28 protein-coding genes are annotated in these 25,746 nt (G+C 57.4%); 7 read left to right on the top strand and 21 right to left on the bottom strand.

What is annotated here, in order from left to right:
• Positions 1-2 precede the first annotated feature (2 nt).
• The 3 genes from IBT54_RS09570 to IBT54_RS09560 are packed head-to-tail and all read right to left on the bottom strand — an operon-like array spanning position 3 to position 1,704.
• Complete coding sequence (locus IBT54_RS09570; RefSeq protein WP_230299971.1) at positions 3-659, bottom strand: DUF799 domain-containing protein; 657 nt, start codon at positions 657-659, stop codon at positions 3-5.
• Positions 656-1,015 carry a DUF4810 domain-containing protein gene (locus IBT54_RS09565; protein WP_201252069.1) on the bottom strand — a complete coding sequence of 120 codons (360 nt, stop codon included), beginning with the start codon at positions 1,013-1,015 and terminating at the stop codon, positions 656-658. The genes IBT54_RS09570 and IBT54_RS09565 overlap by 4 nt, the downstream gene beginning before the upstream one ends.
• 11 nt (positions 1,016-1,026) lie before the next feature.
• Entirely contained in the window at positions 1,027-1,704 is a 678-nt protein-coding gene (locus IBT54_RS09560; RefSeq protein WP_013356955.1) for a CsgG/HfaB family protein, read from the bottom strand.
• 154 nt (positions 1,705-1,858) lie between these two features.
• Here IBT54_RS09560 and IBT54_RS09555 point away from each other — a divergent pair, with 154 nt between their 5' ends.
• On the top strand, positions 1,859-2,251 hold the full coding sequence (locus IBT54_RS09555) for a cell envelope integrity TolA C-terminal domain-containing protein (RefSeq protein ID WP_033782018.1): 393 nt from the start codon (positions 1,859-1,861) through the stop codon (positions 2,249-2,251).
• Here the strand turns inward: IBT54_RS09555 and IBT54_RS09550 are convergent.
• Positions 2,248-3,315 carry an AraC family transcriptional regulator gene (locus IBT54_RS09550; RefSeq protein ID WP_013356953.1) on the bottom strand — a complete coding sequence of 356 codons (1,068 nt, stop codon included), beginning with the start codon at positions 3,313-3,315 and terminating at the stop codon, positions 2,248-2,250. The genes IBT54_RS09555 and IBT54_RS09550 overlap by 4 nt on opposite strands.
• Positions 3,316-3,469: 154 nt before the next feature.
• Positions 3,470-4,474 (bottom strand): phosphotransferase enzyme family protein, encoded by a 1,005-nt coding sequence (locus tag IBT54_RS09545; protein WP_201252143.1) that lies wholly within the window; start codon positions 4,472-4,474, stop codon positions 3,470-3,472.
• Positions 4,475-4,723: 249 nt separating this feature from the next.
• Here IBT54_RS09545 and eat point away from each other — a divergent pair, with 249 nt between their 5' ends.
• The gene (gene eat, locus IBT54_RS09540; RefSeq protein WP_107319371.1) at positions 4,724-6,088 is read left to right on the top strand and encodes an ethanolamine permease; all 1,365 of its coding nucleotides are present in this window, start codon (positions 4,724-4,726) and stop codon (positions 6,086-6,088) included.
• An 82-nt stretch (positions 6,089-6,170) separates the two neighbouring features.
• Here the strand turns inward: eat and mak are convergent, their stop codons facing one another.
• Complete coding sequence (gene mak / locus IBT54_RS09535) at positions 6,171-7,082, bottom strand: fructokinase (protein ID WP_201252068.1); 912 nt, start codon at positions 7,080-7,082, stop codon at positions 6,171-6,173.
• A 146-nt stretch (positions 7,083-7,228) separates the two neighbouring features.
• On the opposite strand from mak, the gene rdgC reads away from it, so the two are divergent.
• Complete coding sequence (gene rdgC / locus IBT54_RS09530; RefSeq protein ID WP_201252067.1) at positions 7,229-8,140, top strand: recombination-associated protein RdgC; 912 nt, start codon at positions 7,229-7,231, stop codon at positions 8,138-8,140.
• A 291-nt stretch (positions 8,141-8,431) separates the two neighbouring features.
• On the opposite strand, the gene ppnP is transcribed toward rdgC, so the two are convergent.
• The 7 genes from ppnP to aroL all read right to left on the bottom strand — a co-directional run bounded on the left by ppnP (position 8,432) and on the right by aroL (position 14,212).
• On the bottom strand, positions 8,432-8,728 hold the full coding sequence (ppnP, locus tag IBT54_RS09525; RefSeq protein WP_013356948.1) for a pyrimidine/purine nucleoside phosphorylase: 297 nt from the start codon (positions 8,726-8,728) through the stop codon (positions 8,432-8,434).
• A 95-nt stretch (positions 8,729-8,823) separates the two neighbouring features.
• Positions 8,824-9,501 carry an AroM family protein gene (locus IBT54_RS09520; protein WP_201252066.1) on the bottom strand — a complete coding sequence of 226 codons (678 nt, stop codon included), beginning with the start codon at positions 9,499-9,501 and terminating at the stop codon, positions 8,824-8,826.
• 1 nt (position 9,502) lies between these two features.
• A complete protein-coding gene (locus tag IBT54_RS09515; RefSeq protein WP_013356946.1) occupies positions 9,503-10,435 on the bottom strand; it encodes a DUF1177 domain-containing protein in 933 nt (310 codons plus the stop codon).
• A 10-nt stretch (positions 10,436-10,445) separates the two neighbouring features.
• The gene (locus tag IBT54_RS09510; RefSeq protein WP_201252065.1) at positions 10,446-12,005 is read right to left on the bottom strand and encodes an OPT/YSL family transporter; all 1,560 of its coding nucleotides are present in this window, start codon (positions 12,003-12,005) and stop codon (positions 10,446-10,448) included.
• Positions 12,006-12,292: 287 nt separating this feature from the next.
• Positions 12,293-13,045: an IclR family transcriptional regulator gene (locus IBT54_RS09505; RefSeq protein ID WP_095707629.1), complete on the bottom strand. Its 753-nt coding sequence runs from the start codon at positions 13,043-13,045 to the stop codon at positions 12,293-12,295.
• A 339-nt stretch (positions 13,046-13,384) separates the two neighbouring features.
• Positions 13,385-13,576 (bottom strand): YaiA family protein, encoded by a 192-nt coding sequence (locus tag IBT54_RS09500; protein WP_033731718.1) that lies wholly within the window; start codon positions 13,574-13,576, stop codon positions 13,385-13,387.
• 111 nt (positions 13,577-13,687) lie between these two features.
• Positions 13,688-14,212: a shikimate kinase AroL gene (gene aroL / locus IBT54_RS09495; protein ID WP_110331438.1), complete on the bottom strand. Its 525-nt coding sequence runs from the start codon at positions 14,210-14,212 to the stop codon at positions 13,688-13,690.
• A gap of 315 nt (positions 14,213-14,527) precedes the next feature.
• On the opposite strand from aroL, the gene IBT54_RS09490 reads away from it, so the two are divergent.
• Entirely contained in the window at positions 14,528-15,259 is a 732-nt protein-coding gene (locus IBT54_RS09490) for a DUF2076 domain-containing protein (RefSeq protein ID WP_195857298.1), read from the top strand.
• On the opposite strand, the gene IBT54_RS09485 is transcribed toward IBT54_RS09490, so the two are convergent.
• Complete coding sequence (locus IBT54_RS09485) at positions 15,256-15,711, bottom strand: YaiI/YqxD family protein (RefSeq protein WP_013356941.1); 456 nt, start codon at positions 15,709-15,711, stop codon at positions 15,256-15,258. The two genes, IBT54_RS09490 and IBT54_RS09485, sit on opposite strands and share 4 nt — an antisense overlap.
• Before the next feature lie 168 nt (positions 15,712-15,879).
• On the opposite strand from IBT54_RS09485, the gene proC reads away from it, so the two are divergent.
• Positions 15,880-16,692, top strand: a complete 813-nt coding sequence (gene proC / locus IBT54_RS09480; RefSeq protein ID WP_013356940.1) for a pyrroline-5-carboxylate reductase — start codon at positions 15,880-15,882, stop codon at positions 16,690-16,692.
• Positions 16,693-16,745: 53 nt separating this feature from the next.
• On the opposite strand, the gene IBT54_RS09475 is transcribed toward proC, so the two are convergent.
• The 4 genes from IBT54_RS09475 to IBT54_RS09460 form a co-directional block, all read right to left on the bottom strand.
• On the bottom strand, positions 16,746-18,272 hold the full coding sequence (locus IBT54_RS09475; protein WP_201252064.1) for an FAD-dependent oxidoreductase: 1,527 nt from the start codon (positions 18,270-18,272) through the stop codon (positions 16,746-16,748).
• 226 nt (positions 18,273-18,498) lie between these two features.
• The gene (locus IBT54_RS09470) at positions 18,499-18,801 is read right to left on the bottom strand and encodes a PsiF family protein (RefSeq protein WP_201252063.1); all 303 of its coding nucleotides are present in this window, start codon (positions 18,799-18,801) and stop codon (positions 18,499-18,501) included.
• A 115-nt stretch (positions 18,802-18,916) separates the two neighbouring features.
• Positions 18,917-19,168, bottom strand: coding sequence for an anti-adapter protein IraP (gene iraP, locus IBT54_RS09465; RefSeq protein WP_033782005.1), 252 nt, complete (start codon positions 19,166-19,168; stop codon positions 18,917-18,919).
• Between the two features lie 203 nt (positions 19,169-19,371).
• Entirely contained in the window at positions 19,372-19,524 is a 153-nt protein-coding gene (locus IBT54_RS09460; protein WP_167493437.1) for a hypothetical protein, read from the bottom strand.
• Positions 19,525-19,777: 253 nt separating this feature from the next.
• On the opposite strand from IBT54_RS09460, the gene IBT54_RS09455 reads away from it, so the two are divergent.
• Positions 19,778-22,915, top strand: coding sequence for a beta-galactosidase (locus tag IBT54_RS09455; protein WP_201252062.1), 3,138 nt, complete (start codon positions 19,778-19,780; stop codon positions 22,913-22,915).
• Here the strand turns inward: IBT54_RS09455 and IBT54_RS09450 are convergent.
• Positions 22,797-24,071 (bottom strand): multidrug efflux MFS transporter, encoded by a 1,275-nt coding sequence (locus IBT54_RS09450; protein ID WP_013356933.1) that lies wholly within the window; start codon positions 24,069-24,071, stop codon positions 22,797-22,799. The genes IBT54_RS09455 and IBT54_RS09450 overlap by 119 nt on opposite strands.
• A 434-nt stretch (positions 24,072-24,505) precedes the next feature.
• On the opposite strand from IBT54_RS09450, the gene IBT54_RS09445 reads away from it, so the two are divergent.
• The gene (locus tag IBT54_RS09445) at positions 24,506-24,757 is read left to right on the top strand and encodes a biofilm development regulator YmgB/AriR family protein (RefSeq protein ID WP_013356932.1); all 252 of its coding nucleotides are present in this window, start codon (positions 24,506-24,508) and stop codon (positions 24,755-24,757) included.
• Positions 24,758-24,766: 9 nt separating this feature from the next.
• Here the strand turns inward: IBT54_RS09445 and IBT54_RS09440 are convergent, their stop codons facing one another.
• Positions 24,767-25,087: a hypothetical protein gene (locus IBT54_RS09440; protein ID WP_095707633.1), complete on the bottom strand. Its 321-nt coding sequence runs from the start codon at positions 25,085-25,087 to the stop codon at positions 24,767-24,769.
• Positions 25,088-25,242: 155 nt separating this feature from the next.
• On the bottom strand, positions 25,243-25,539 hold the full coding sequence (locus IBT54_RS09435) for an I78 family peptidase inhibitor (RefSeq protein ID WP_013356930.1): 297 nt from the start codon (positions 25,537-25,539) through the stop codon (positions 25,243-25,245).
• Positions 25,540-25,746: the final 207 nt, after the last annotated feature.

Here is a 25,746-nt window from a genome sequence, read left to right as displayed (position 1 = left end):
GATCAGCGGGTGCTGACGACTTTGTAGCGAGGGCCGGTAAGTAATCCGCCCTGCTCGTTCTGTGACAGCAGACGATTGCTGGTCAGTCCGGCCACGGTATGGGCTTTGTCAGTGACGTTGTCGGAAATCTGCTTGATCGCCGCGCTGACCAGAATACCAATCACGCCGTTGTTGTTATTATTGCCCTGATCATTGTCGGTAGCGGTAGCGGAACCCTGCCAGATCTCTTTGCCGCTGCGTAAATCCACCAGCCGTGCTTTGGCGGTCACGGTGGTCACGCTGTCGATCACCCGATAGCTGCTGCCATAGTCGCTGATCGAGATATAGAGCGCGCTGTCGGCGTGGAAGATCTCATTCAGACGTTTCGCGCTGACCGCCTGGGCGTCGCTGGCGCTGGTCAGGCCGTTCTGCTGAAAGGTCTCTTCAACCACCGCCACCGGGAAGACGTAGTAACCGGCTTCGGCCAGCGGACGCGTCACCAGCGAGTTCAGGCTGTGAGCGGCGTTGATATCCGGCGAGGTGTTAGCGGCAGGCAGCACCAGAATCGAGGCAGGCTTGCTGGCACGAAACGCAGTGTAGTCGTACGGTTTTTTTGGCTGCGCACAGCCAGTCAGCAACAGCACCATCAGCGCGCCGCTCAGGGCAATCCATTTTTTCACTGTACCACTCCTTGTTTTTTACTCATCAGAAAATCCATGTAAGGTGCTGATTCGGGGAACAGCTGCTTCTCGGTGGCGAACTGACCAAACGCTTTATTGGTATCACCGGTTTTAGCGTAGAGCAGGCCGAGCTGCGCATGCAGGCCTGGCGGTACGGGCTGACCCGCAGCACGGGCTTTTTCCACATCCAGACTCAGCGCATCAATCTGCTTCAGCGGATCGCCGCTTTGCTGATAGTAGCTATAAATCTGTTCCTGATAGTCGCCCCAGTAGTAGATCGTTTTCGGCGCTTTTGGCGCACAGCCGGCCAGCAGCGCCGCTGCTATCAGCAGGCTGCTCAGTGTCATCATTTTCATTTACTGCTTCCTTATTTAGCCGGACGCCATGCGCCGTTGTTGATTCCATCCACTAAATGATCGACCGCTTCGCGAATCGCCAGATCCATCACTTTGCCGTTCAGCGTCGAGTCATAGCTGCTGGTGCCGCCAAAGCCGATCACTTCACGCGCCGAAAGCTGGTACTCGCCTGCACCCTGGGTGCTGTAAACCACTTCAGAGGTAGTGACATCCACCACGTTGAGATTCACTTTGGCATAGGCGATCTGGGTTTTGCCGCGGCCCAGAATGCCCCACAGCTGCTGATCGCCCACTTCTTTGCGGCCAAACTCGGTAATATCACCGGTGATGATGTAGTTCGCGCCTTTGATATTCTGCTGGCTGCGTTTGAAGTCTGACTCCTGCTGCAACTCTTTCAGATTGCTGCGATCCAGCACGCTGAAGCGATTGGTCTGCTGCAGATGGGTAATCAGAATGGTTTTCGACTGATTACCCAGCCGATCGACACCATCAGAGAAGATGCCATTCATGTACGAGGAGCGGTTATCGAACTGACCTACCGCAATCGGGCTGCGCACGCCCTGATAAACCGGCTGGCTGGCTGCACGAACCTGCGGAGCCTGAATAGCACGGGAAGATTCGGTAGCACAGCCGCTGATTAGCGAGGTGGTTAACAAGGAGAGTGCCGCAAAGGCATATTTTTTCTGCATTTCTAATCCATGAAGTGAAAAAAGACATCATCCGCACAGGGGCGGTAAATTCTGGTTCTGCCGACAGTCGGAGGAATGCCATAGCATTCAGCAGGCCGGTCTGTAGACTGTCGGCAGCAGACCGGAAGATCTTTAGAAAAAAGTGGCTAATTTAATGAATTTAATTAATACAATAGTGAGAGTATTGCCAGGTGTGATTATTGCAATGGCGCTCAGCGCCTGTCAGCAACCTTTGACAAAGCAACGGGATAGCGTGGCAAACCTGTGTGAGCCTGCGAAGGATCCGGACAGCAAATCCTGTCACTGGACTAATCAAATGCAGCCGGTACTGAATCGACAGTTTACTGATGCGGCGCGTTACGCCGGTCAGCAATGTCTGGTACGGATGGAGTGGCAACAACACAGCAGACATTATGCCGTGACGCAGACTCAGGGGGATGAGGCGCTCTGCCTGCGTGCCTGGCAGCTGGTGGCACAAACGCGCGATCTGCCCCCGCCGCCGGAGCCGGGACAACCGGCGTGGTTTGGCTTTGCGCCGCGTGGTTAGCTGGCCAGACCTTCCTGGCGCCACTGGCGCGGACTGATGCCAAACCAGCGGCGAAATGCGCGTGAGAACGCGCTGACTTCCGAGTAGCCCAGCAGCAGCGCCATCTCCGAGATCGGCAGCTGCTTCTGCTGCAGATAGTACGTCGCCATTTCGCAGCGCACCTGATCCACCAGCGCAGTAAAGCTGCTGCCCTCTTCGCGCAGCCGCCGCTGTAGTGACCAGCTCGACAGCCCGAGTTTATCCGCCACCTCTTCCAGCACCGGCTCGCCCTGCATCAGCGATAAATTAACCTGCGAACGCGCCTGCTCAATCATGCTCTGCTGAGACGTCCCGCGGTTCAGCCGCCGTATCGCATCCTGCATCACCATCAACAGGATCGGATCGCTCTCCGGCATCGCGCGCAGCAGATCGCGTTTCGGGATCACCAGCGAATTAAACGGCTGATCGAACCAGACCGGCGCATCAAACACTTTGCAGTGATCGTGCCACTGGCCGGGACGCGGATGCTCGAAATGGACTTCGCGCGGCGCCCAGTGTCTGCCCGCGACGTGCCGGATCAGATTCATAAACATCCCCAGCGTCAGCTCGGCATCCTGACGGCGCGACAGAATAGCCCCGTGGCGCACCTGATAGTCGAGCCGCCAGCACTCTCCCTTATCCACCAGCCGGGTTAAGGTGTCGTGCTGATGCCAGGGAAAGGCGTTAACCACATTGTGCAGCGCCTGTTCCAGCGTGGCGGAGCACAAGCCAATGTAGCCGATCAGGCCTAATGACTGCGGTTTAAACTGCCTGCCGTAGTGCAAACCGAAGTTATCAAAACCAGAGTGGCGCGCCGCCTCTTCCAGCACCCGACAGTAGTTCACCAGCCCCAGGCTTAGCGTCGGACTGGCCAGACGTTCCGGATCGATGCCGCTGATGCCAAATATGCGATCAACATCGCCGCCCTGAGTATGAATAAACTCGCTCAGGCCGGTCGCCGCCGCTGCCAGTACGCCGTGATTGCCTGCCCCTGCCGCGGCAGAGCAGGCCGCAAACGCATCGGGCTTGATCAGTGTCGGATTCATGGTCGCCTCAGTCAGAAGTCAGGTGGATCACCCGTTCCTGAGATCAGAGCAAATTCCATACCAGGTCGCTAAGCCCCGCCTGCGGGAGGTCCGGACTGCGCGCGGACACGGCATCCGGCACTGCGGCGGCGCAGCCACGCCCGCCGCTGGTGCATCAGACACCGACCGGCAGCGCTTTACCCTCCAGATAATCGCGGCAGAGTCGGACCGAGTGACTGGCCCACGCCGGGCCGAGACTACGCGCCATTTCGGTTTCAGCATGCGATCCTACCCAGGCGGTGAGCTGAATACGACGCTGGATCAGCAGCGCGGGCAGCATGGCCATCTCCGCATCGCTGATATGCGCCACCTGCTCATAACCGCGTATCCAGTGATCGATCCACTCTGGCGCGCGCGGGTGATGCTCAACAAAACTGATCGCGGCCGCCAGATCGTGCAGATACCAGCCGAGTCCGCAGTCATCGAAGTCGATCACCCGCGTTTCGCCCTTGTGCAGCAGCAGATTGGTCAGCCGCAGATCGGCGTGGATCAGGCCATAGCGATCCGATCCCTTACCAAACTGCGCCATCGCCGCGCCGACCTGCGCGATCGTCTGTTCGACGACGCCGTGATCGGCAACAGGCAGATTCGGCGCATCCTGCCAGCGCCCCCAGTGACTCTCAGCGCTGGTCATGGTGTGGTGATCCCAGACAATCCGCTGGAAACCCGCGGGTGGCTGCCACTGTTTGCTGTGCTGATGCAGCCGCGCGGTAATCTGGCCCAGCTGCTGAAAGGCGCGGGGATCAACGTCGGTGGTCGGCATCTCCCCGTCGATCCAGTGAAACAGCACCACGTAGCGCTCACTGCCATCCGGCAGCCGCAGCGTCAGCACCGTTTCGCCCGCGTTGTCCGGCACCGCTTCCGGCACCATAATGCCGGTTTCGCGCAATGCATCGAGCCACAGCAGTTCGCTGAGGATATCTGCTTTCTGATGGTAATCGCCGCGATGCAGCCGCAGCGCATAACGCCGGCCTGCCGCTTTCACCAGGAACGTGGCGTTCTCTGAGCGGCACAGCAGGCTGAGCTGACCCTGCAGCTCGGCGGGATAGCAGGCGAGCGCCTGCTGCGCCATCAGGGTGAGTTGGGAATCAGTCAGGTTGTCATATTGTTTAGCGCTCATCATCCGGCTCCTTTTCACTTGCGTTATCTCAGCATGCGTTGCCAGAAGGTGAGCTGCTTGACCTCAGAAGAGACAAAGTTGACCGCAGCGTGCAGCTGGCCAGGTTGTTGCCTGTGAGTTGACTGTGGAGGACAGAAGTTACTGCGCCCGCGTCAAGTCGTGGTGAGTAATGCAACGGCATTATCCCCTTACTTTAGTAGTTATGGCGGTGAAACGCCGCGTGAGACCAACAACGACGGGGATAACAGTATGACAAACAGACTCAAGCCCACGCTGGGCACCCTGCATCTGTGGGGGATTGCGGTTGGCCTGGTGATCTCAGGCGAATATTTTGGCTGGAGTTACGGCTGGGCTGTGGCAGGCACGCTGGGATTTCTGGTGACCACGGCGCTGATCGCCACGCTCTACACCTGCTTTATTTTTAGCTTCACCGAGCTGACCACCGCGATCCCCCATGCGGGCGGCCCCTTTGCCTATAGCCGTCGCGCCTTTGGCGAAACCGGCGGGCTGATTGCCGGTCTGGCGACGCTGATTGAGTTTGTCTTTGCGCCACCGGCGATCGCCATGGCGATCGGGGCTTATCTCAATGTGCAGTATCCCGAGCTGAACCCGAAAACCGCAGCGGTCGGCGCGTACCTGGTGTTTATGACGCTGAATATTCTCGGCGTAAAACTGGCAGCGATGTTCGAACTGGTTGTCACCGTGCTGGCGGTCATTGAGCTGCTGGTGTTTATGGGCGTGGTTTCACCTGGCTTCAGCCTGGCGAACTTCGCCGCAAACGGCTGGGCGGGCAGCGACAGCTTCGGCCTGCCCGCCTTCTCCGGCATTTTCGCCGCCATTCCCTTCGCTATCTGGTTTTTCCTGGCCATTGAAGGCGCCGCGATGGCGGCCGAAGAGGCGAAAGATCCCACCCGGACCATTCCCCGCGCCTATATCAGCGGGATCCTGACGCTGGTGGTGCTGGCAATTGGCGTGATGCTGATGGCGGGCGGCGCAGGCGACTGGCGCAAACTTGCTGACATTAACGATCCGCTGCCGCAGGCGATGAAAATGATCGTTGGTGAACACTCTAACTGGATGCATATGCTGGTGTGGATTGGGCTGTTTGGCCTGATTGCCAGCTTCCACGGCATCATCCTCGGCTACTCACGGCAGTTTTTTGCCCTGGCCCGCGCGGGCTATCTGCCCCCTTCGCTGGCAAAACTGTCGCGTTTTCAGACCCCCCATCGCGCAATTATTCTCGGCGGCGTGCTGGGCATCGCGGCGATTTACAGCGATGGCGTGATTAATCTGCAGGGGATGACGCTGACGGCAGCGATGATCACCATGGCGGTGTTTGGCGCGATTGTGATGTACATCATGAGCATGCTGAGCCTGTTTAAACTGCGCCGCAGCGCGCCGGAGATGGTGCGCAGCTTCCGCGCGCCGGGTTATCCGATTGTGCCGGGCATCGCCCTGCTGCTGTCAGTCGTCTGCCTGCTGGCGATGTTGTGGTTTAATCCGGTGATTGGCGCGCTGTTTGTCGCCATCATGGTGGTCGGCTATCTCTACTTCCTCGCCACCAAAGCGCAGCGCGATCGGGCACCGCAGGACACGATGCTGGCTGGCGAATAACCGCGGCGCGGCAGGATGCTGCGCCAGAGGTTAACGGTTCAGCACCCGGGCTTCAGGTGCTGAACCGCGGGCAGGATCGGCATCAGCCGTTAAGCGGCCAGAGCCACGCCGCACCGCGCACGCCGCTGGAATCGCCATGCTGCGCCTTCAGCACCGGCGTTTCACACTCCCCGCCAAACACCCACTTCTTCATCAACACCGGCACGGTCTGATAGAGACGATCCACATTGCTCATCCCGCCACCCAGCACGATCACGTCGGGATCGATCAGGTTCACCACCTGCGCCAGTGATTTGGCCAGCCGCAGCTCATAGCGGCTCATCGCCAGTTCGGCGATCGGATCCTGCTGTGCCAGCAGCGAAACGATCTCTGCGCCTTTGCGATGCACGCCGCTCAGCCGCTGGTAGTCGATACCAAAACCAGTGCCGGAAACAAAGGTCTCGATGCAGCCCTGCTGCCCGCAATAACAGGGCACTTCCTGGCGGTAGCGCAGCTCATCTTCATCCATCCACGGCAGCGGATTGTGGCCCCACTCGCCAGCATTGCCGTTGCCACCGATGCGCGACTCCCCGTTGATCGCCACACCCGCGCCCGACCCGGTGCCGATGATCACGGCAAACACCAGCGACTGTCCGGCTCCCGCCCCATCAACCGCTTCCGACACGGCCAGGCAGTTAGCATCGTTGGCGATGCGCACTTCCCGGTTCAGTGCCTGAGCCAGATCTTTATTCAGCGGCTGGCCGTTGAGCCAGGTGGAGTTGGCATTTTTCACCCGCTTACTGAAGGGCGAAAGCGAGCCAGGGATCCCAAGGCCGACCGTACCGGTCTCGCCGGTTTTCTGCTCGGCCAGTGTGACGAGATCGACAATCGCCTGCACCGTGGCCTGATAGTCATCACGCGGGGTATTCACCCGATGGCGGAACATCTCCTGTCCCTTATCCGACAATGCAATCACTTCTGTCTTGGTGCCACCCAGATCTATGCCTATGCGCAAGGTTACGTCCTCGTTATTCGTTCAGGTGAGAGATACAGTAGAAGGCGGCTGCCTTAAAGGCAATGAAACCACTCCGATGTTTCGCTATCATGCGCGCTGACTCTCGCAGACTTGTGCGCCCGATCGCGCCCCGGTAAGGAATCCCGATGTTGTGGTTTAAAAATATGATGGTTTATCGTCTGAATCGTGACATTCCGTTGTCCGCAGATGAGATGGAAAAACAGCTCGACGCCTTCACGTTTTCACCGTGTGGCAGTCAGGATATGAGCAAGACCGGCTGGGTCCCGCCGATGGGTAACCGCAGCGATGCGCTGACCCACGAGAACAAAGGCCAGATTGTGATTTGCGCCCGCAAAGAGGAGAAAATCCTGCCGTCGCCGGTCGTGAAACAGGCGCTGGAAGCGAAAATCGACAAGCTGGAATCTGAGCAGAGCCGCAAGCTCAAAAAGACCGAAAAAGATTCGCTGAAAGATGAAGTACTGCACAGCCTGCTGCCGCGTGCCTTCAGCCGTTTCAGCCAGAATTATCTGTGGATCGACACGGTCAATAACCTGATTATGGTTGACTGTGCCAGTGCGAAAAAAGCGGAAGATACTCTGGCGCTGCTGCGCAAAAGCCTGGGTTCACTGCCGGTGGTGCCGCTGACGCTGGAAAATCCGATTGAGCTGACCCTGACCGAGTGGGTACGCTCGGGCGACCTGCCTGCCGGTTTTGCACTGATGGATGAAGCGGAGCTGAAAGCGCTGCTGGAAGATGGCGGTGTGATTCGCTGTAAAAAACAGGATCTGGTGTGCGATGAGATCGCCAACCACATTGAAGCGGGTAAGCTGGTGACCAAACTGGCACTCGACTGGCAGGAGCGCATTCAGTTCGTACTGGCGGATGACGGTTCAGTAAAACGTCTGAAGTTCAGCGACACGCTGCGCGACCAGAACGACGATATCGATCGCGAAGATTTTGCCCAGCGTTTTGATGCAGACTTTATTCTGATGACCAGCGAACTGGCGGCACTGACCAGCAATCTGGTGGAAGCGTTAGGCGGCGAAGCCCAGCGTTAATCAGAATCACCCGGACAGATATTGTTTGCCAAAAAAATGGCCGCTTCGCGGCCATTTCAGAATGCTGACAAACCCAATCACGGTTGATCTCGCAACTGCACATTCGCTAAAAGCGCAGGGAAAGTGGGCAGAGGAGGAAAGCGTCCCGCGCCATGGACGGCGCGGGCCGAGCGGCCATGGATGGTTTAAGCGACTTTCCGATCTGACCGTTTTCCCTTCGCAGGCTCGATCTCACAGCTGGCCAGGGCAAACTTTATCAGCAACTTCAAGGGCCGCTTGGCGGCCCTTTTTTTAATCTTTATCTTTCAGGTAACGGCAGAGATAGGAACTTGGCTCGCCAACCTGCAGATGAAATTCGCTGTGGCCCGGCACGTTAAACACCGAACCCGCTTCAAACCATTTCCACTCGGTCTCACCTGGCAGCAGCACCTTAAGCGAGCCGCTGACCACGGTCATCTCTTCCGGCTGGCCGGTACCAAATGTGTATTCACCTTCAGCCATCACGCCCACGCTGGCACGGCCGGTGCTCGCACTGTCAAAACCGATAGATTTAACTTTTCCGTCAAAATACTCACTTACGTTGAGCATAATAGTTCTCCAGAGCACATGTTGTGTGTCAGGCAGTGTAGAAGGGAACCCGCTGATCTGTCACGCGAAATGATGGCGGTTTGTGATCGCCTGCGTCAGGGCAGCAGCTCCGCCGCCAGTCGGGCTACCAGCTGATTAGAGAGCAGAACCGGCACGTCCAGCCGCTGCTGTAACCATGCCCGATGCTGCTGGTGATAGCCCATGCAGTCAAGCACCACCAGCTCTGCGCCCTGCGCTTTCAGGCGGTTTGCGGCATCGGCGAAGGTTGCCTCATCGCCCTGATAGGGGCTGGCGACCGCAAAACAGGGCTGCGCGGGCAGTGGCTGCCACTTGCCAGCCTGTTCAACAATCTGCTCCTCAACCGGCACCACAATCCCGACCCGCTGCTGCTGCACCATGGCGCGGATAAGCGGAGGAATGATGCGATCCGGCTCCAGCAGCAGCGCACGCCGGGTAACGAGCTGGCTGAATTCACCGGTGCATAGCAACAGAATGGTGTCATACCCCATCTGCTCCAGCGCGCTGATTTTACGCTGTAATCCCTGCTCCACCTTCGACGCCGACAGCCGCACCTGTTCGCCACTCTGTAACCGAGATACCAGAACCCTGTCGCCTGCGGCTGGCGTGAAGTGGTCGGCAATCTCAGTAGCGTCCAGTCCATCCAGCAGACCGGCATGATCGGTCACCGCATCCGGCAGATGCTGACGCAGCAACGGCAGAATATCGCTGCGTGGTGACTGCCCGATTGTCAGGGTCGCCAGTGATTTCGCCATCTTAGTGGTTCCGGTGGCGCAGGTGCGCCAGGCTGCCATAGAGCGTAATCAGCCGCGCATACTCTTCAGCGTCATAGAAGTGACAGGTTCCACGACCAAACGCCTTCGCCACCTCAATTGCAAACTTCGCCGCTGCCGCAATGTCCACCTCATGACTGGCCCCGGTTCCGCAGCCCGGCACCACCGACTCGGCAGTGATCGCCACACCGACCACCGGCACATCGGTGGCGGTCGAGGGTTGCAGGATGCTGTTGAGGTGATAAACACCGTTGCCGTAAGGGGTAATATCCTGCGTAGTGATGGGAAAGGTCACCGCCGGACGGCCGCTGGTCATCTCCATAATGCGCAGCAGATCTTCCGAAACCCGCAGGATATAGCCCTCTTTCACCGTCGGCGACAGGGCAAAGCCTTTGTGATTGATAATGCGATTACCTTTGGTGGTATCGATCGACAGAATCGCATCCACGTCCGCCACCACTTCATTATCATTCATGGTGACATCATCAATCGGCGAATCCATAAAATCGACCGGCTGATGCGGCCGTGTCGGTGCATCGGGACAGATATGAGTAGTGATGATTACGTCGCCGGCGAGCCTGTCACCTTTGCTCTGCATCTGCGCCAGTTTAAGCGCACTGGCGATCGCCGCTATTGCGCCATCCGCATCGGATACCATGCCGATACGCCCAGGACGGGCACCAATGCCACCCAGGCGACCAATGATGCCCAGCGTCGGTGCAGACCCGCCGCCTGATTTACCCTCCGTACCCGGGATATCAATGCGCACAAAATCAGTACGACCTTTGGGGCCGGTGACGCGGGTAAAGCGGGCCATAACGTGAGGATAAGAGGTAAACAGATCCACGACCTGCTGCCCGTCAATGTGGGCACTATCCAGTAACTCAAAAACCGCCAGGGTCTGCTGCAAGCTCATGCTTTATCCTTTATTTTTTGCTGCTGCTGGCAAACAGCGAATGAAAGAAGCTATAGAGAGCATCACCGGCAATGAAGCCTGCCGCCATGACCTCCATGGGCGACCGGCCGCGTTCGCCCCAGATGCGAATGATCACAATGCGTAAGGCGATCCCCACCACCACCGCCCAGCCCGCCATCGCGTTATTAATTAATAAACCAGTGGCGAGCAGCACGCCCAGCTGGCGTTTCGGCCCGCCGATCAGCTGGATAAGGGCACCCGGAATAGCCCACATCAGCAGGTTTCCGGCGATACCGGGTTCAGCACCCGCCTGAATTGTTTTGGCATACACCCGCGCCACCGGCGGCAGCAGATTGTCTGTAAAGAAAAGAGTGTGCGCGTACCAGACAAGGGGAATCGACACCACAAAGGCGATCATGGCCGCGATCAGCTGGATACGACGTCCCCACAACTCCTGCTGCAGATCCGCCCCGTTACCGCGCAGGATAAAGCCCGCCTTCAGGTCATAACCCATGTCGGCAAACGCCGGGCCGGTAGCGGCCGTAAAGCCGCACAGCAGGCAGAGCGCCAGCGGTGGAAAGCCGATCAGAATGCCGATAATCAGCGTAATCAGCGCCACAGCAAAGGCCGGGAACCAGCCGGAGTGCATGGCGGCAATGCCGACAATCAGTTCATGGGCGAAAGCGGCAAACGCAGCATAGAGAACAAACAGCAGCAGCATCGCGATGCCCATCTCACTCCACAGACCACCCGCCAGGGCCAGCAGCGCCGAAATCACGATATACCCCACGCTGCCGAAACCCAGCGCCCGCTGCACTTCATTACCGTTGCGGCTCACCGTCAGCGCATCATTTTTACGGCTGCGGATGACCATCACTACCTGAATCAGCGCCACCAGACCGGCACCGACCATGACCCCATGCGGAATATAGAGCGCATTGATATCAATACCGGCCACCGGCTGCGCGTAGGCGCGCAGCAGAAAACCGATGCCGAGCATCGACAATGCCCAGATATTGCCAATAAACGCGGTGCCAAAAGCGGACATCGGAATCTTCAGCATGGCGCCGACAACGCCACCGGCAATGCCCGCCACCAGCAGCCACGCCTGGCGTCCGCCTTTATCCCCCGCTTTAATCGCTTCTGCTGCCGCAACGCCTGGCGGCCATGCATTACTGGCCGGAAACACGCGGGTATCAAACAGCCGATAGAGCAGCCAGGCATCGAGCAGCATCGCGGCGCTGACGCCACAGAACAGCGGCAGCACCAGCTGAGGCTCACCCAGCGCCCAGGGCACAGCAATCGGCATCAGCAGACTGTTAGCCGCCCCGAAGGTCGCTGAAGAGATGGCGGTCTGCGCCAGGTTCTGGATTTCAATCGAACGATAACGGCGAAATGCCTGCAGCGGAATACGCGCCAGCAGCATGGCAAACAGCGCCCCGATAATGGAGGTATTAGGCGTTACGCCAATCGTCGTAATCAGCTGAATGCCGATAATGGCACCCGCGATGGAAAGAAAAATTAAAACCAGTGCCACGCCAATGTGTCTGATTGGATTTACCCGTTCCATATGTCCCCGCCAGTCCTTGTTGAGAAGAAATGAAATAACGTCCGCCTGCCTGATGTCAGGTTTACGCCGGTTTTCTGGTTCACTGCCCTGATGCGCGCCGCATAGCAACAGCCATTGCAGATGGTCGTCACCCCGGATGCTGAACCGATACAGGAGACAGGGGGAGACGAACACAGGCAACCGGGTTGCTGCGGACAACGTAGCGATCAGATTGAAAGAAAAAGGCCCGAAGGCCCTGGTTTTCCCTGGTGTGGCGAAAGTATTACGCCGATAAAATCGTGGTGAAGTTACGCGCCATATTTGTCGGTCATCTCTGTGGCCGTTGCACGTAGTGCTTCAAGGAGCGCTGGCGGGAAACCCGGTTCACTCTCCTGTGACAGAAACGACAGGCAGAGTGCCACCGTTTCGCCATGATGTTTGTTATGAACAATGACCGACAGCGAGCTGATGCCTGGCAGTGATTCATTGCGGGCCAGTGACCAGCCGTGCTGGCGGATTTCAGCCAGTCTGGCACAGAGCGCCTCGGGACTTTGCGGCGAGTTCGCCGGGCCAGCCTGCCAGTGATCATGAAAGCGCGCTATGACCTCTTCGTCACTGAGTTGCGCTAACAGCGCCCGACCGGTTGACGTCGCAGCGGCAGGCATTCGACTGCCGGGCGGTGTGACCATCTGCGTAAAGTGACGCCCATGAAACATGCGCATTACTAATACTTCCCGTCCATCGAGCTTCGACACGTATCCCATGCAGCCGGTCTTCGCAGCCAGCCGGACCATCGCCGCTGAAACGCTATCGACCAGCGGTGCCGAGAGATAATGACCAGCGGCGGCCAGCAACACGCGACCAATATGATAACCGCGCGTGTCCGCATCCCGCTCCAGCAGCCCCTGACTTTCCATCGTGGCCAGCAGACGTGAAACGGTGCTCTTCGGCAGCGTCAGCGCCTCAACCACCTCACTGAATGAGAGACCAACATGCCCCTGCGTCACACCTTTGTGCTGAAACAATCGGAGTACGGCAGCCGCATTTTCAAGTGTGGTCATGTAACGTGTTCCACTATATGGAACTAAGTTCCTCTGTTGGTTTGACGAAAGTAAAACGTGACGCTGAATCGGTCAAGCGACAATTCAACACTTACCGTTATCGGCAGCAGAGAAAATAATGTGACAGAAATGATTAGCGGGGCTTTATATGGCGACGTGAAGAGAGTGCAGAACAGACGCATGAGCAGAAAGCATACGACAGGAAATCTGCGTAAATTTCGCTTCTTTAGTAATCAGGTCGCTATGAGTGCAAAGAGGCGTTGTACTGGAACAGCGTTGCGCTGAAAAAGACGGGATTATCAGACATGACAGGCTGGCGTCCCTGCCAGCAGCAAAGCTTTACTCTTTCTCGACATCTTCGTAACGCTCTTTGGCGTCACGCGCTTCTTCTTCCGTTTCGTGCTCACTGATTAATGAATTCGGTTTGGGATGATCAGCACGCAATTCGTAGGAGGTTACTTTGTTTCCCTCAGGACCCTTTTCAACAGGCACAACTTTCGCTTCACGTGGGTATGGTGGTCTGGTCGGCATAGTATGTCCCTCTTGTCTGAATAACATTCCACAGGACAGGCTGTTGCCTGTCATAGGATAAGTATAGACAATGCCATCCGAAGCGGGATCAAAGCGGGAAAAATCTGAGGGTTAGCTGGCGCGCGCCAGAGAGAGGGAAAGCAAAATCTCCTCCACTACGCACTCAGGCGATTGCATGGCATTCACCTGATGATGGGCTGCGGACTGATAGAGATGCGCGCGTTCACGCAGCACATCACTCATCTCATCGGCAATCGGACGTCCGGTCAGCGTCGGACGCTGAGCCGCTTCAGGTTCGCTTTCCAGTCGTTCTGCCAGCACTTCGGGCGACGCGCTGAGCCAGATCACCCGGCCCTGCTCCTGCATGAAACGGCAGTTCTCTTCAGCCAGAATCATCCCGCCACCGGTGGCAATCACGGTCCCGGGTGCCGTCACCGCTTTAAGCGATTCCGTTTCACGGGCGCGAAAACCTTCCCAGCCTTCTGCCGCAACAATCTCGGCCACGCTGCGCTGCGTGCTAAGTTGCAGATGGTGATCGGTATCCGTAAAGGCGTAGCCCAGCGCCTGCGACAACGCTTCGCCGACCGTGGTTTTGCCGCAACCGCGAGCGCCAATCAAAAAGATGGGTAGTGACATCAGGGCCGTTCCTCCGCCTGACCGCGCGATGCGGCTGCATGGTTAGCTTAATAATGCGACGCATGATAACTGGAAATTATTATTGCCTCCACCTGTCAGGCATGATTTACGCATTTTCGTTACCTGAACAGCGATAATCTTTGTGTTTTCAACGGGAAAAGCATGCACGTTTTGTGCATCACGGCGCTAACAGGACGATAAAAAACGCGCAAAACAGCGTCCGGAATGCGCTGGCAATATTTGCTTACCGCCGCGATTTTACTTTTCTTACCGGCGCCCCCATATACTGGTAACAATCGCCACAGGAGAGTCATCATGCAACGCGAAGAACAACAACTGATTGAAGGGCTGTTCAGCCGTCTGAAACAGGCTGAAAGCCAGACCGCGGCACGCGATGCCGCAGCCGAACAACTGATTAACCAGCATCTTCAGGCGCAGCCGGGCGCGCCTTACTACATGGCGCAGGCGATCCTGATTCAGGAAGCGGCGCTGAAAAAACTCAATGAGAAAGTGTCAGCGCTGGAAAGCCAGGTTGCACAGTTGCAGCAGCAACAGCAGCAACAACCCGCACAGAGCAGCGGCGGCTTTCTGTCGGGACTGTTTGGCAGCGGTTCGCGCCAGCAGCAGCCCGTCCAGCAGCAGCAACAGCAACCATCGCCGTGGAACAGTGCGCCGCAACAACTGGCACAGCAGCAATATGCCCCTGCTCAGGCAGCAGCGCCACGCGGCACCGGTTTTCTTGGCGGCGCACTACAAACAGCAGTGGGCGTGGCAGGGGGTGTGGTGATGGCCGATATGCTGACCAGCATGTTCCACCATTCACAGCCGGAAGAGATTGTGAACATCATCAATGAGCCGCCGCTGCCGGAGGTGAATGATAATCTCAACACCTTTAACGGTGGCGATGACAACGCCGATGCCTTTAACGGCGGTAACGATAACGCCTTCCTCGATCAGAACTCAGGCTGGGACAGTAATTATGCCGACAACAGCGATCTGAACGATTTTGGCGGCGGTGATTTCGACGATGACGACAGCTTCGTTTAAGTCGAGCGTTTCTGCTGAGTGAGCCAGCTATCCAGCTCATTCGCAAACTGCTGGCGGTCACGCGGACTCATCGTCGCGGGGCCGCCGGTCTGCACGCCGCTTGACCGCAGAGTATCCATAAAATCCCGCATCGTCAGGCGTTCACGTATCGTTGCCGGTGAGTAACGTTCACCGCGCGGATTCAGCGCTGCCGCCCCCTTCTCAATCACCTCAGCCGCCAGCGGAATATCGGCGGTGATCACCAGATCGCCAGGCTGACAACGCCTGACAATCTCATTGTCCGCCACATCAAATCCGGCTGGCACCTGCAGGGTGCGCAGATAAGGCGATGGCGGCACACGCAGAAACTGGTTTGCCACAAAAGTGACCGTGGTGGAGGTGCGATCCGCCGCACGGTAGAGCACCTCTTTGATCACATTCGGACAGGCATCGGCATCGACCCAGATAAACATCATGATTCCTTACAGTCAGAGAAGCCTGAGATCTTGCCGGGTTCTCCCTGAATGGCAAATTTTATTTGCGGCACGCTTTCCAGCCCGCATCCGGCTGACTTGTTATTCGGGCTGGCTGAAGTAAGCTAGCCCACTGAGAAAACCGAATAATGTCCTAAGGAGATGGCGATGCTGGCAAAAAAAATCGGGTTTATCGGCGGGGGAAACATGGCGAAAGCTATTATCGGCGGACTGGTCAACAGCGGCAAAATCGCCCCGTCTGATATCTTCGTTTACGATCGCAAAGCAGAGACCAACCAGGCGATGGCAGAGCAGTATGGCATCAACGCAGCTGAGAGCGCGGATGCGCTGGCGCGTGAGGTGGACATCCTGTTCGGCGCGGTAAAACCCAATGTGATTCTGAAAGTATTAAAAGAGCTGGCCGGCAGCCTGAAAAAAGAGGCGCTGGTAGTGTCGATTGCGGCGGGCGTGACGCTGGATTCGCTTTCATCGGTGCTGGGCTACGATCGTAAAATTGTCCGGGCGATGCCGAATACGCCCTCGCTGGTCAGCGAAGGCATGACCTCGGTCACGCCCAACGTGCTGGTTGAGCAGGCGGAGATCGACGAGGTCGTCGCGATTTTTGAGAGCTTCGGCAAAGCGGCCGTGGTGGATGAATATCTGATTCACTCCGTGGTCGGCGTCAGCGGTTCTGCACCGGCCTACGTCTTTATGTTTATCGAGGCGATGGCGGATGCGGCCGTACTGGGCGGCATGCCGCGCGCCCAGGCCTATCAGTTTGCTGCACAGGCGGTAAAAGGGGCGGCGGAGATGGTGCTGACCAGCGGCAAACATCCGGCTGAACTTAAAGATATGGTCTGCTCGCCTGGCGGCACCACCATTGAAGCCGTGAAGGTGCTGGAAGAGAAAGGGATGCGCTCGGCGGTGATTGAAGCAATGCAGCAGTGCATGGCGAAGTCCGAAAAACTAAGCCGCAGCTAAGCGTTCAGGCACTGCGCAGGGCGGACCGGCTCGCGGCCCGCCTTGTGCGCAACTTAACTGATGTGCGCCTGAGCGAGCGCCACCGCGTCGGCAAGCGACATCGGTTGCTGCATCCGCTCCACCAGCTCAGCAGTCAGCGTATACATACCGCATGAGCAGATCGCCGCCAGTTGCCCCTGCTGACCATAAAACGCCATAAACTTTTTGTCCTCCAGCGAGCCGATCAGCTCGAAATTATCCCATTCTGCCGCATGGCCAACATACTCATAACGGGTGCCATACTGCGTGGTCCAGAAGAACGGCACACGATCAAAGGCAACGTTCTGATCCAGCATATTCCATGCGGCGGTCTGTCCCTGCTGATGCGCGACGCGATAGTGCTCAATGCGCAGCGGACCCTGTGCCGACGGATACGTGGCGATATCACCCGCCACCCAGATATTGTCAGCGACCCGTAAATGCTCGTCTGACTGCAGACTGCCATCCTCTGCCAGCGCCAGATCGTGGATAAAGTCGGTAGCCGGTTTTACGCCGGTAGCAAACAGCACAACGTTCGCATCCAGCTGCCGTCCACCCTTAAGCTGTACGCCACTCACCTGCTGGTCGCCCTGTATAGCTTCAATCTCGCCCTGCACCCACTTCACGCCGTTTTGCTCATGCAGCTGGTAGAAATAGCGGCCTATCTGATCGCCAAACCGTTTTGCAAAGGGCAGCGCCTGACGGGCAATCACCGTAACGTCGATGTCACGATTACGCAGTGCCGACGCCAGCTCGGTGCCGATAAAACTGTTGCCGATAATCATGATTTTATGGCTGGCATCCACCGCTTTAAGCAGCTCATCGGTCTGCGCTTTGCTGCGCAGCAAATAAACTCCTTCAAGATCGCTGCCTGGCAAATCGGGACGGACAGGCTTTGCGCCGCTGGCGATCAGCAGTTTGTCGAAGGCAAGCGTTTCGCCATCGTCGAAGATCAGCCGTTGCTGCTGCGTATCAAGGCGACTCACGGTAGCCTGCACGCGTTCAACGTGATCCATCACATCCGCTTTCAGCAGCTGTGGCACCTCGCTGATGTCCATTTTGCCCGACGGCACAAATTTGGTCAGCGCAGTGCGGTCGTAAGGCGCGTCCGCTTCCCGCTCAACCAGAATCAGGCGGCCTTTGAAGCCGTCATGACGCAGACGCCACAGCGCTGCGCTGCCCGCAGCGCCACCACCCAGCACTACATAAACCGGTGCGTCTGCTCCGCTGCCAATGGGTGCAGCGGGAGACATCGCTTTTGGGTTTACCAGCACCCGGCCCTCTTCAATGCGCAGCGGATATTGCTTAAGATCGGCCAGCGCCAGCGGTTCACACATTTTGCCATCGGCGATATGAAACGCGGCTTTGTGCCACGGGCAGACCAGCCGGTCGCCACAAATCGCGCCCTGCTCCAGCGGCGCGCCCGCATGCGGACATTTCGCCTGATACGCGCGTACGTTGTCCCCGTCGCGAATCAGTAACACCTCTACCTCACCCAGCGTTTTCTTAACCGGCTGTCGCTGCGGCAGATCGTTCAGGTCGGCGGTAAATTGATAGTTCACGGCATGGCTCCTTTCGCTGTTTCGGGTCTGGTGCTGCGCGGTAAAACAAAGCCTGCGCAAATCCCCACAAACAGTAAGTGTGGCAAAGGAACCGGGAAGCCTGATGAGGAATGTTTGTCAGAGGGGTTAAGGTTTTGTTGTGGAAGGTAATTTAATCAGCGTTAAGGAACTGAATCATCGTTGCGCAGAAAGAAGAAGCGGCCACCTGCGTGGCCGTGGGGGATGATCAGCTTTTTTTCAGGCACTGGCTCATAAAGGTTTTACGCGCATCGCCTGCCAGCTTTTTATCGCCAGCTTCGCCGTTACAGCTTTTCATTTTCATCTGCTGCGACGACATGTGCGACAGTTTGCTGTCTTTTTTCAGGCATTCACTCATAAAGTTTTTACGTGCATCCCCTTTGAGATCCTGTGATTTAGCATGCTGGTTACACATTGTCATCTTTTCCTGCTGCGGGGTCTTCTCCGCCGCACCCGCCAGCCCGCTGACCAGCAGGCCCGCCATCATCATCGCCATTAAACCGACTTTCATCTTGTTATCTCCACAATGGATTGTCCCCTGTTATTCTGGCAGCGAATAAGCAAAGCGGAAAATGTTTCATGTCAAAGTGATGTGAAGATCCCATTCCAGATTGGTACCGGGCTCGTTACTGGCGGGGATGCCGGAGCAGCTTTTCGATGTAATTACGCAGCAACAGCGCATCGTTGTCATCGGCACAGGCCACGTTGTCCATGGCGGTTTCAATCGTAGTCGTCATGTCCAGATGTTGTTGCGGATCCAGCTTGCGAACCAGTGCGGTCACGACAATTTCCAGCGCCTCAATCTGCGCCACCTGCTCTTTCGCTGTCGCTTCTTTTTCAGCCAGCTTAACCAGTAACTCAGCAATCAGGTTTTTCATGCTGTTGTCTCAGCGGTGAAGAAAAGCTGAAACTATCACCACGCTGGCTAAAAAAACAGAGGGCAACTCACCTTTTTTCAGCGAGTTAGCCTGCACCGCTGCGCTTTTCACGGCGATTTCCGGCTAACTTTGCAGGCGAAACGTTTTGCGGACAAACATCACCGCTGTTAAACGTTTCGCCTGCCAGCATTCAATAAGCAGACTTAACGCGGATCGACAAATCCGCGGCCCGGTCCGCCGCCAGGTCCGCCCCAGCCACCACCTCCTCCACCGCCGCCGCCAGGAGGCGGGAAAAGACATCCGCTTAATGCAGTCACTAATGCCACAACGGCAGCCAGCTTAACGATTCGTACCATATTTACCTCAGGGTGATGAAATCGGGCTGAGTGTATGAAGCCACCCGCATGGCGACAAGTGAGATTCCTCCGCATCCGGCCGCTATTCATCTTTGCTGACCAGACTTAACGTTTTACAGTCAGTAAGCCGCCACATTCTCAACACTGCGGCCCGCTTTCGGGGAAAACTATTTGTGCAAATCGGGATGGCGAACGCTTTACAGCCTGAACAATTTTGCGCATTGTGAGCGCATCACATTTACAGGATATAACCATGACTCTCTCACAGGCTGCTTTCAGTGACATCCTCTCCCGGCGCGACTGGGAAAATCCGGTCGTGACCTCGCTGCATCGGCTGGATGCGCACCCGCCTTTTGCCAGCTGGCGGGACGAAGCAGCGGCGCGTGATGACACGCCCTCGGTGTCACTGCAGAGCCTGAATGGGGAGTGGGGTTTCAGTTACTTTGCGCAGCCTGAGGCGGTCCCGGCCAGCTGGTTACTGCAGGATCTGCCGGATGCCAGCACGATTCCGGTGCCGGCAAACTGGCAGATGCACGGCTTTGATGCGCCTATTTACACCAACGTGCAGTATCCCATTCCGGTTAATCCCCCGTTTGTACCCAAAGAGAACCCGACAGGATGTTACTCGCTCACATTCAGCACGGACGCCGCCTGGCTCACTTCCGGGCAGACACGCATCATCTTTTACGGCGTCAATTCAGCCTTTCATCTGTGGTGCAATGGACAGTGGATTGGCTACTCTCAGGACAGCCGCCTGCCCGCCGAATTCGACCTGAGCCCTTATCTGCGACCGGGCAAAAACCGGCTGGCGGTGATGGTGCTGCGCTGGAGCGACGGCAGCTATCTTGAAGATCAGGATATGTGGCGGATGAGCGGCATTTTCCGCGATGTCACGTTACTGCATAAGCCGCAGGTGCATCTGGCTGACGTGCAACTGGAAACCCGGCTCAGCCCGGAGTTTACCCGTGCCGAGCTGCGCGCCCAGGTCCGCGTTGCCTTGCCGCCTGACCTCACCTCGCGCTATCAGCTGCGCCTGACGCTGTGGCAGGGTGAACAGCCGGTTGCGCAGTGTCAGCAGCTGCTGGGCAGTGCCATTATTGACGAGCGGGGTCACTATCCTGAACGCGCCCTGCTCAGCCTGCCGGTGGAACGGCCCGCGCTGTGGAGCGCTGAAACACCACACCTCTATCGCGCCACGCTGGCGCTGCTGGATGGGGATCAGCAGCTGATCGAGGTGGAAGCGTATGATGTCGGCTTCCGTCAGGTCACTATCGATAACGGCCTGCTCTGTCTCAACGGCAAACCGCTGCTGATCCGTGGCACTAATCGCCACGAACACCATCCGGAGCTCGGTCAGGTGGTGGATGAGGCAACGATGTGCCGCGACATTGAGCTGATGAAGCAGCACAATTTCAACGCGGTGCGCTGTTCGCACTATCCCAATCATCCGCTCTGGTATCGGCTGTGCGACCAGTACGGGCTTTATGTGGTGGATGAAGCGAATATCGAAACCCACGGCATGCAGCCGATGAACCGGCTCTCCGACGATCCCCGCTGGTTCGCTGCCTTTAGCGAACGTGTGACGCGTATGGTGCAGCGCGATCGTAATCACTGCAGCATTATTATCTGGTCGCTGGGCAATGAGTCGGGACATGGTGCCACGCATGACGCGCTCTACCGCTGGGTGAAAAGCAGCGATCCTACCCGTCCGGTTCAGTATGAAGGCGGCGGTGCGGACACCGCCGCGACCGATATCATCTGCCCGATGTATGCCAGGGTCGATGAAGATCAGCCATTCCCGGCGGTGCCGAAGTGGTCGCTGAAAAAGTGGATCGGCCTGCCGGGCGAAACGCGTCCGCTGATCCTGTGTGAGTATGCGCATGCCATGGGCAACAGCTTTGGCGGTTTCGCGAAATACTGGGAGGCCTTCCGCCAGTTCCCGCGCCTGCAGGGCGGCTTCGTCTGGGACTGGGTGGATCAGAGCCTGACCCGCTATGACGATCAGGGCAACCCGTGGCAGGCTTACGGCGGTGATTTTGGCGATAAACCCAACGACCGCCAGTTCTGTATGAACGGGCTGGTGTTTGCCGATCGCACGCCGCATCCGGCGCTGTATGAGGCGCAGCGCGCACAGCAGTTCTGGCAGTTCACCGTCGATCCCGGCGACCCGCTGAGCGTTACGGTCAGCAGCGACTACTTATTCCGTCACAGTGACAATGAAGTGCTGCGCTGGCGCATTGAGCAGGAAGGCCTGGTAGTGACGGAAGGTGAAGTTTTACTGGATATCGGCCCACAGGGTCAGCAGCGGATCACCCTGCCGTCACCGCCCGCCTTACAGGGCGAATGCTGGCTTAATGTTGCTGTTCATCAGATTCACCCGACCCGCTGGAGTGCTGCCGACTGGCGTGTCGCCTGGCATCAGTGGGCGCTGCCTTCGCTGCTGGCGCTGCCCCCGCTGCCGGAAAAAGCTGAAGCACCGGCCCTCCATGATGACGCCAGTGAGATTGTCGTCACCCATCAACAGCAACGCTGGCATTTTTCTCGCCACAGCGGCGAACTGACGCAGTGGTTCGTCAATGAGACACCGACGCTACTCTCGCCGCTTCAGGACTGCTTTATTCGCGCGCCGCTGGACAATGACATCGGCACCAGCGAAGCGGAAAGGGTAGATCCTAATGCGTGGGTCGAACGCTGGAAGGCGGCAGGATATGACCAGATGAGCAGCCAGCTGGTGTCGATAGCCGCGTATGCGTTGCCGCAGGCGGTGCAGATCGAAACGCTGCATAGCTGGCTCGCCAGTGGCAAGCTCGCCTTTATCAGCCGTAAGCGTTATCTGATCAATGCGCAGGGGGAGTTGCAGTTACAGCTTTCCGTTGAGCAGTCACGCGGATTGCCACCGCCCGCGCGCATCGGCTTACGCTGTGAGCTGGCGCAGATCCCGCAGCAGGTAAGCTGGCTCGGCCTGGGACCGCATGAAAACTATCCCGATCGCCAGTTGGCCGCGCAGTTCTCACGCTGGCAACTGCCGCTGGATCAGCTTTCAACGCCCTACGTTTTCCCCGGTGAGAATGGTCTGCGTGGCGGCACCCGCCAGCTCGACAGCGGCAGTTGGCAGGTCAGCGGTGATTTCGCTTTTTCGCTGAGCCGCTTCAGTCTGGAACAGCTGCGTGAGGCATCCCACCGCCACCTTCTGCGTCCGGAGGCGGGCTGCTGGCTGCACCTGGATGCCTTCCATATGGGCGTCGGCGGTGATGACTCCTGGAGCCCCAGCGTCAGTCCTGAGTTTTTGCTGACTCAGCAGCGCTGGCAGGCTGAACTGAAGATTTGTCAGCCGACGCGGGCAACACAGTCTTCGGACGCCGGTAAAAGCGTTTCAGAAACAGCACGTTAATCAGCACCACAACGGCGGTGGCACAAAAGACCCAGCGGAAACCTGCCACCGCCGAGACCGCTGCGCCCAGTAATGGGCCAGCAACATTGCCAAGATACATAAACGACTGGTTATAACCGAAGATCCGGCCGGTGATATTGTCGCGCGAATGACGCACCAGCAGGGTCTGCACCGCAGGCATCATCGCGCCATCGGCGAAGCCCAGCAGAAAACGTAAGACGCCCAGCTGCGTGGCACTGGTCACAAAAGACATCGCGATAAACAGCAGCAGCGAGATGACCATCGTCGCCAGCAGGATACGCTGCGTACCAATGCGGTCACCGAGTCGTCCCAAACGTGGCGCGGCCAGCAGTGCAGAGACGCCGGGCAGTGCTGCAATTACGCCACTGAGAAACGCGATATTCTCTGCGGTGGGCGCCAGCTCGCGCACAAACAGCGTCAGGATCGGGTTCACCGATCCGTTGCACATCTGGATCACCATGGTGGTGAAAAACAGGCAGAGCATCAGCCTGGGGTTGTCCAGCGAGCGGAAAACCTCGCGTCCGCTGAGCTTCTCTTTTTTACTCACCGGGGTGTAACCGGTCTCTTTAATCAGGAACAGCGTCACCAGAAAGCTGACCATCAGCAGCGCCGCGGTGACGATAAATACCGTGCGCAAACCGACCCAGTCAGCCAGCAGCCCACCCAGCATCGGCCCCAGAATCACACCGCCAATCTGTCCGGTGGAGACACAGCTCAGCGCCCAGCCGCTGCGTTCACGCGGCACCTGAGCCGCCACCAGCGCCATCGCGTTGGGGATATAGCCGGAGGTCAGCCCCATCAGGGCGCGCAGCAGCAGCAACTGCCAGGCTTCGGTGACAAAAGCCTGCAGCAGGATCACCACGCCCATACCAAACGCCGCACGCAGCAGCATCAATTTACGGCCTTTGCGATCGGCCAGACTGCCCCACAGCGGGGCGACCGCCGCCGAAACCACGAAGGTGATACTGAAGGTGAGCCCCGACCAGAGACTCAGGGACTCGCCTCCGGTGACGCCAAGCTGCTCAAGGTAGAGCGGCAGAAACGGGATAATCTGGCTGATGGCCAGGCCAGTAAAAAAACAGCCAAACCAGACCGAGATCAGGTTTATCTTCCAGGGTTCAATAATGCGTGGCATGAGCAGATAATTCAAAGAGAGGGAGTACTTAGTTTAACGCGACGATTCTTAACGTGACCGACATAACATGGCACAAACGGCAAAAGACCGGATTCCTCTTGATTCAGCGCAATTACCCGCGAAAATTTTCTCTGACCAGCGGTTTACAGCGTGAATCCCGTGGCCGACGGCCTGCCCTGGCACCCTCTTCCTCAACCATGCCTCATCAATGTGGAAAAATATGTCATTCTGTTACTGACAACGATTCACGCCGCTTCTATGTTTAAAAAATCGCCAGTCGTGGCGATGTGGCGATCATTCTGCCTAGCGCGACGTCCTCCGCTAAAAAACGGTCCAGACCATCCGGCTACGCTGAGGCAGTTCAGCTTATGACATGCATAGATGCTCTTACACCTGTGTAAGGGTCGGGATAGTGTTTCAGCGGAGGTAGGGAAATGAGAGTGCAAACGAACAGTGCCAGCCGCGCTATCAGTGACTATTTCAACAGCCCGAACTGGCGAACACCGCCAGAGTCCGATCTGCTGGCGGTTATTCTGCGTGAAATTATGGAGGCGGGAGAACCCGCGACCAGTAAGGCGCTGATTGCGCGGGTGATTGACAAACTGGAAGTGGAAGGCGATGAAGCGCAGTTGCAGCGGTATCGCACCCTGCTGGCACAGCTCATCGACACGCAGCCGGAGGTGTAAAACGGCGGTTTACTTCACCCAGCGCAGTTTATCCGCTTCGCTGACGCTGGCCCGTCCACTGCTGCGCTGAAACAGGCAGAGCTCCCGTCCACGCCTGTTTTTCATATGCTGCTGGGGATAGCGTCCTTCCAGCAACAGTGCGCTGTAACCTGTGTTGTCGTCATACTCAATCGGCTCGCCCAGCACTTTTACTTTGCTCAGGTGGCTGGCGTTAATACACGCCTGCGTCATGATCTGACGGCTCTTCTGCCAGGCCTCTTCACTGGAGGCCTGTGCCAGCGTGCTGCTGAGTAACAACGTGGGCAGCAGTGCCACGATGATGCGTTTCATCTTCTCCGCTCCTGTTCCGGCCCGAAGGCGCTAAAAAAATTCCCGCCGGGGCGGGAATAAACAAGACGAGCACTATTTATTGTGTGACGAGGAAGTTTCTTAAACGCGCTGCTATCCTCGCCTGCCGTTATGACAAGCCTATGACAGACCGGCCGTCAGCCACAATAAACTGAGCTGATATTGCCATTTTTGTCGGCCAGGAAGTTAAGCCGGTTGAGGTTGAAGTCCATGGTGACCGCAGAATTATAGGGGATTGGACGTACCTGCTGTTCAAAGTGTTGACCCTGAAGCACGGTTAACGGTTTGCCGACATAGTTCTGAAACTGAGAGGCACCGCAGCGGTCGGCTTCAGGATCCTGCGGCACACTGGCGGTGTCAGGTTTACTGGCAGACTGACAGGCGGTTAATGCAAACAGACCCACTACCAGCAGCCCTTTTCCATAAAATTTCACGTTTGTTCTCCTGTTGGACGTGTAAAACCTGCCCCAAGAGTAGCAAAGCGTGCCTGCTGACCAGAAGCCGGAAAAGGTAAAGTTGTTACAGTGAGCGCGGATCCGGGTGTCACACAGGGGCATTTTTTAAGATTAATCGCACTCACTGCCTAAAAAAAACACAGTGAGCCGCTACACTATCTTAAGACTATTCTTAGCGCTGTGGAG

The sequence above is a fragment of the Pantoea sp. S62 genome, from assembly GCF_016658625.1.
Classification (GTDB): Bacteria; Pseudomonadota; Gammaproteobacteria; order Enterobacterales; family Enterobacteriaceae; genus Pantoea; species Pantoea vagans.
Note: the sequence above shows the minus strand (reverse complement) of the source record. Positions and strands in the feature narration are given on the sequence as shown.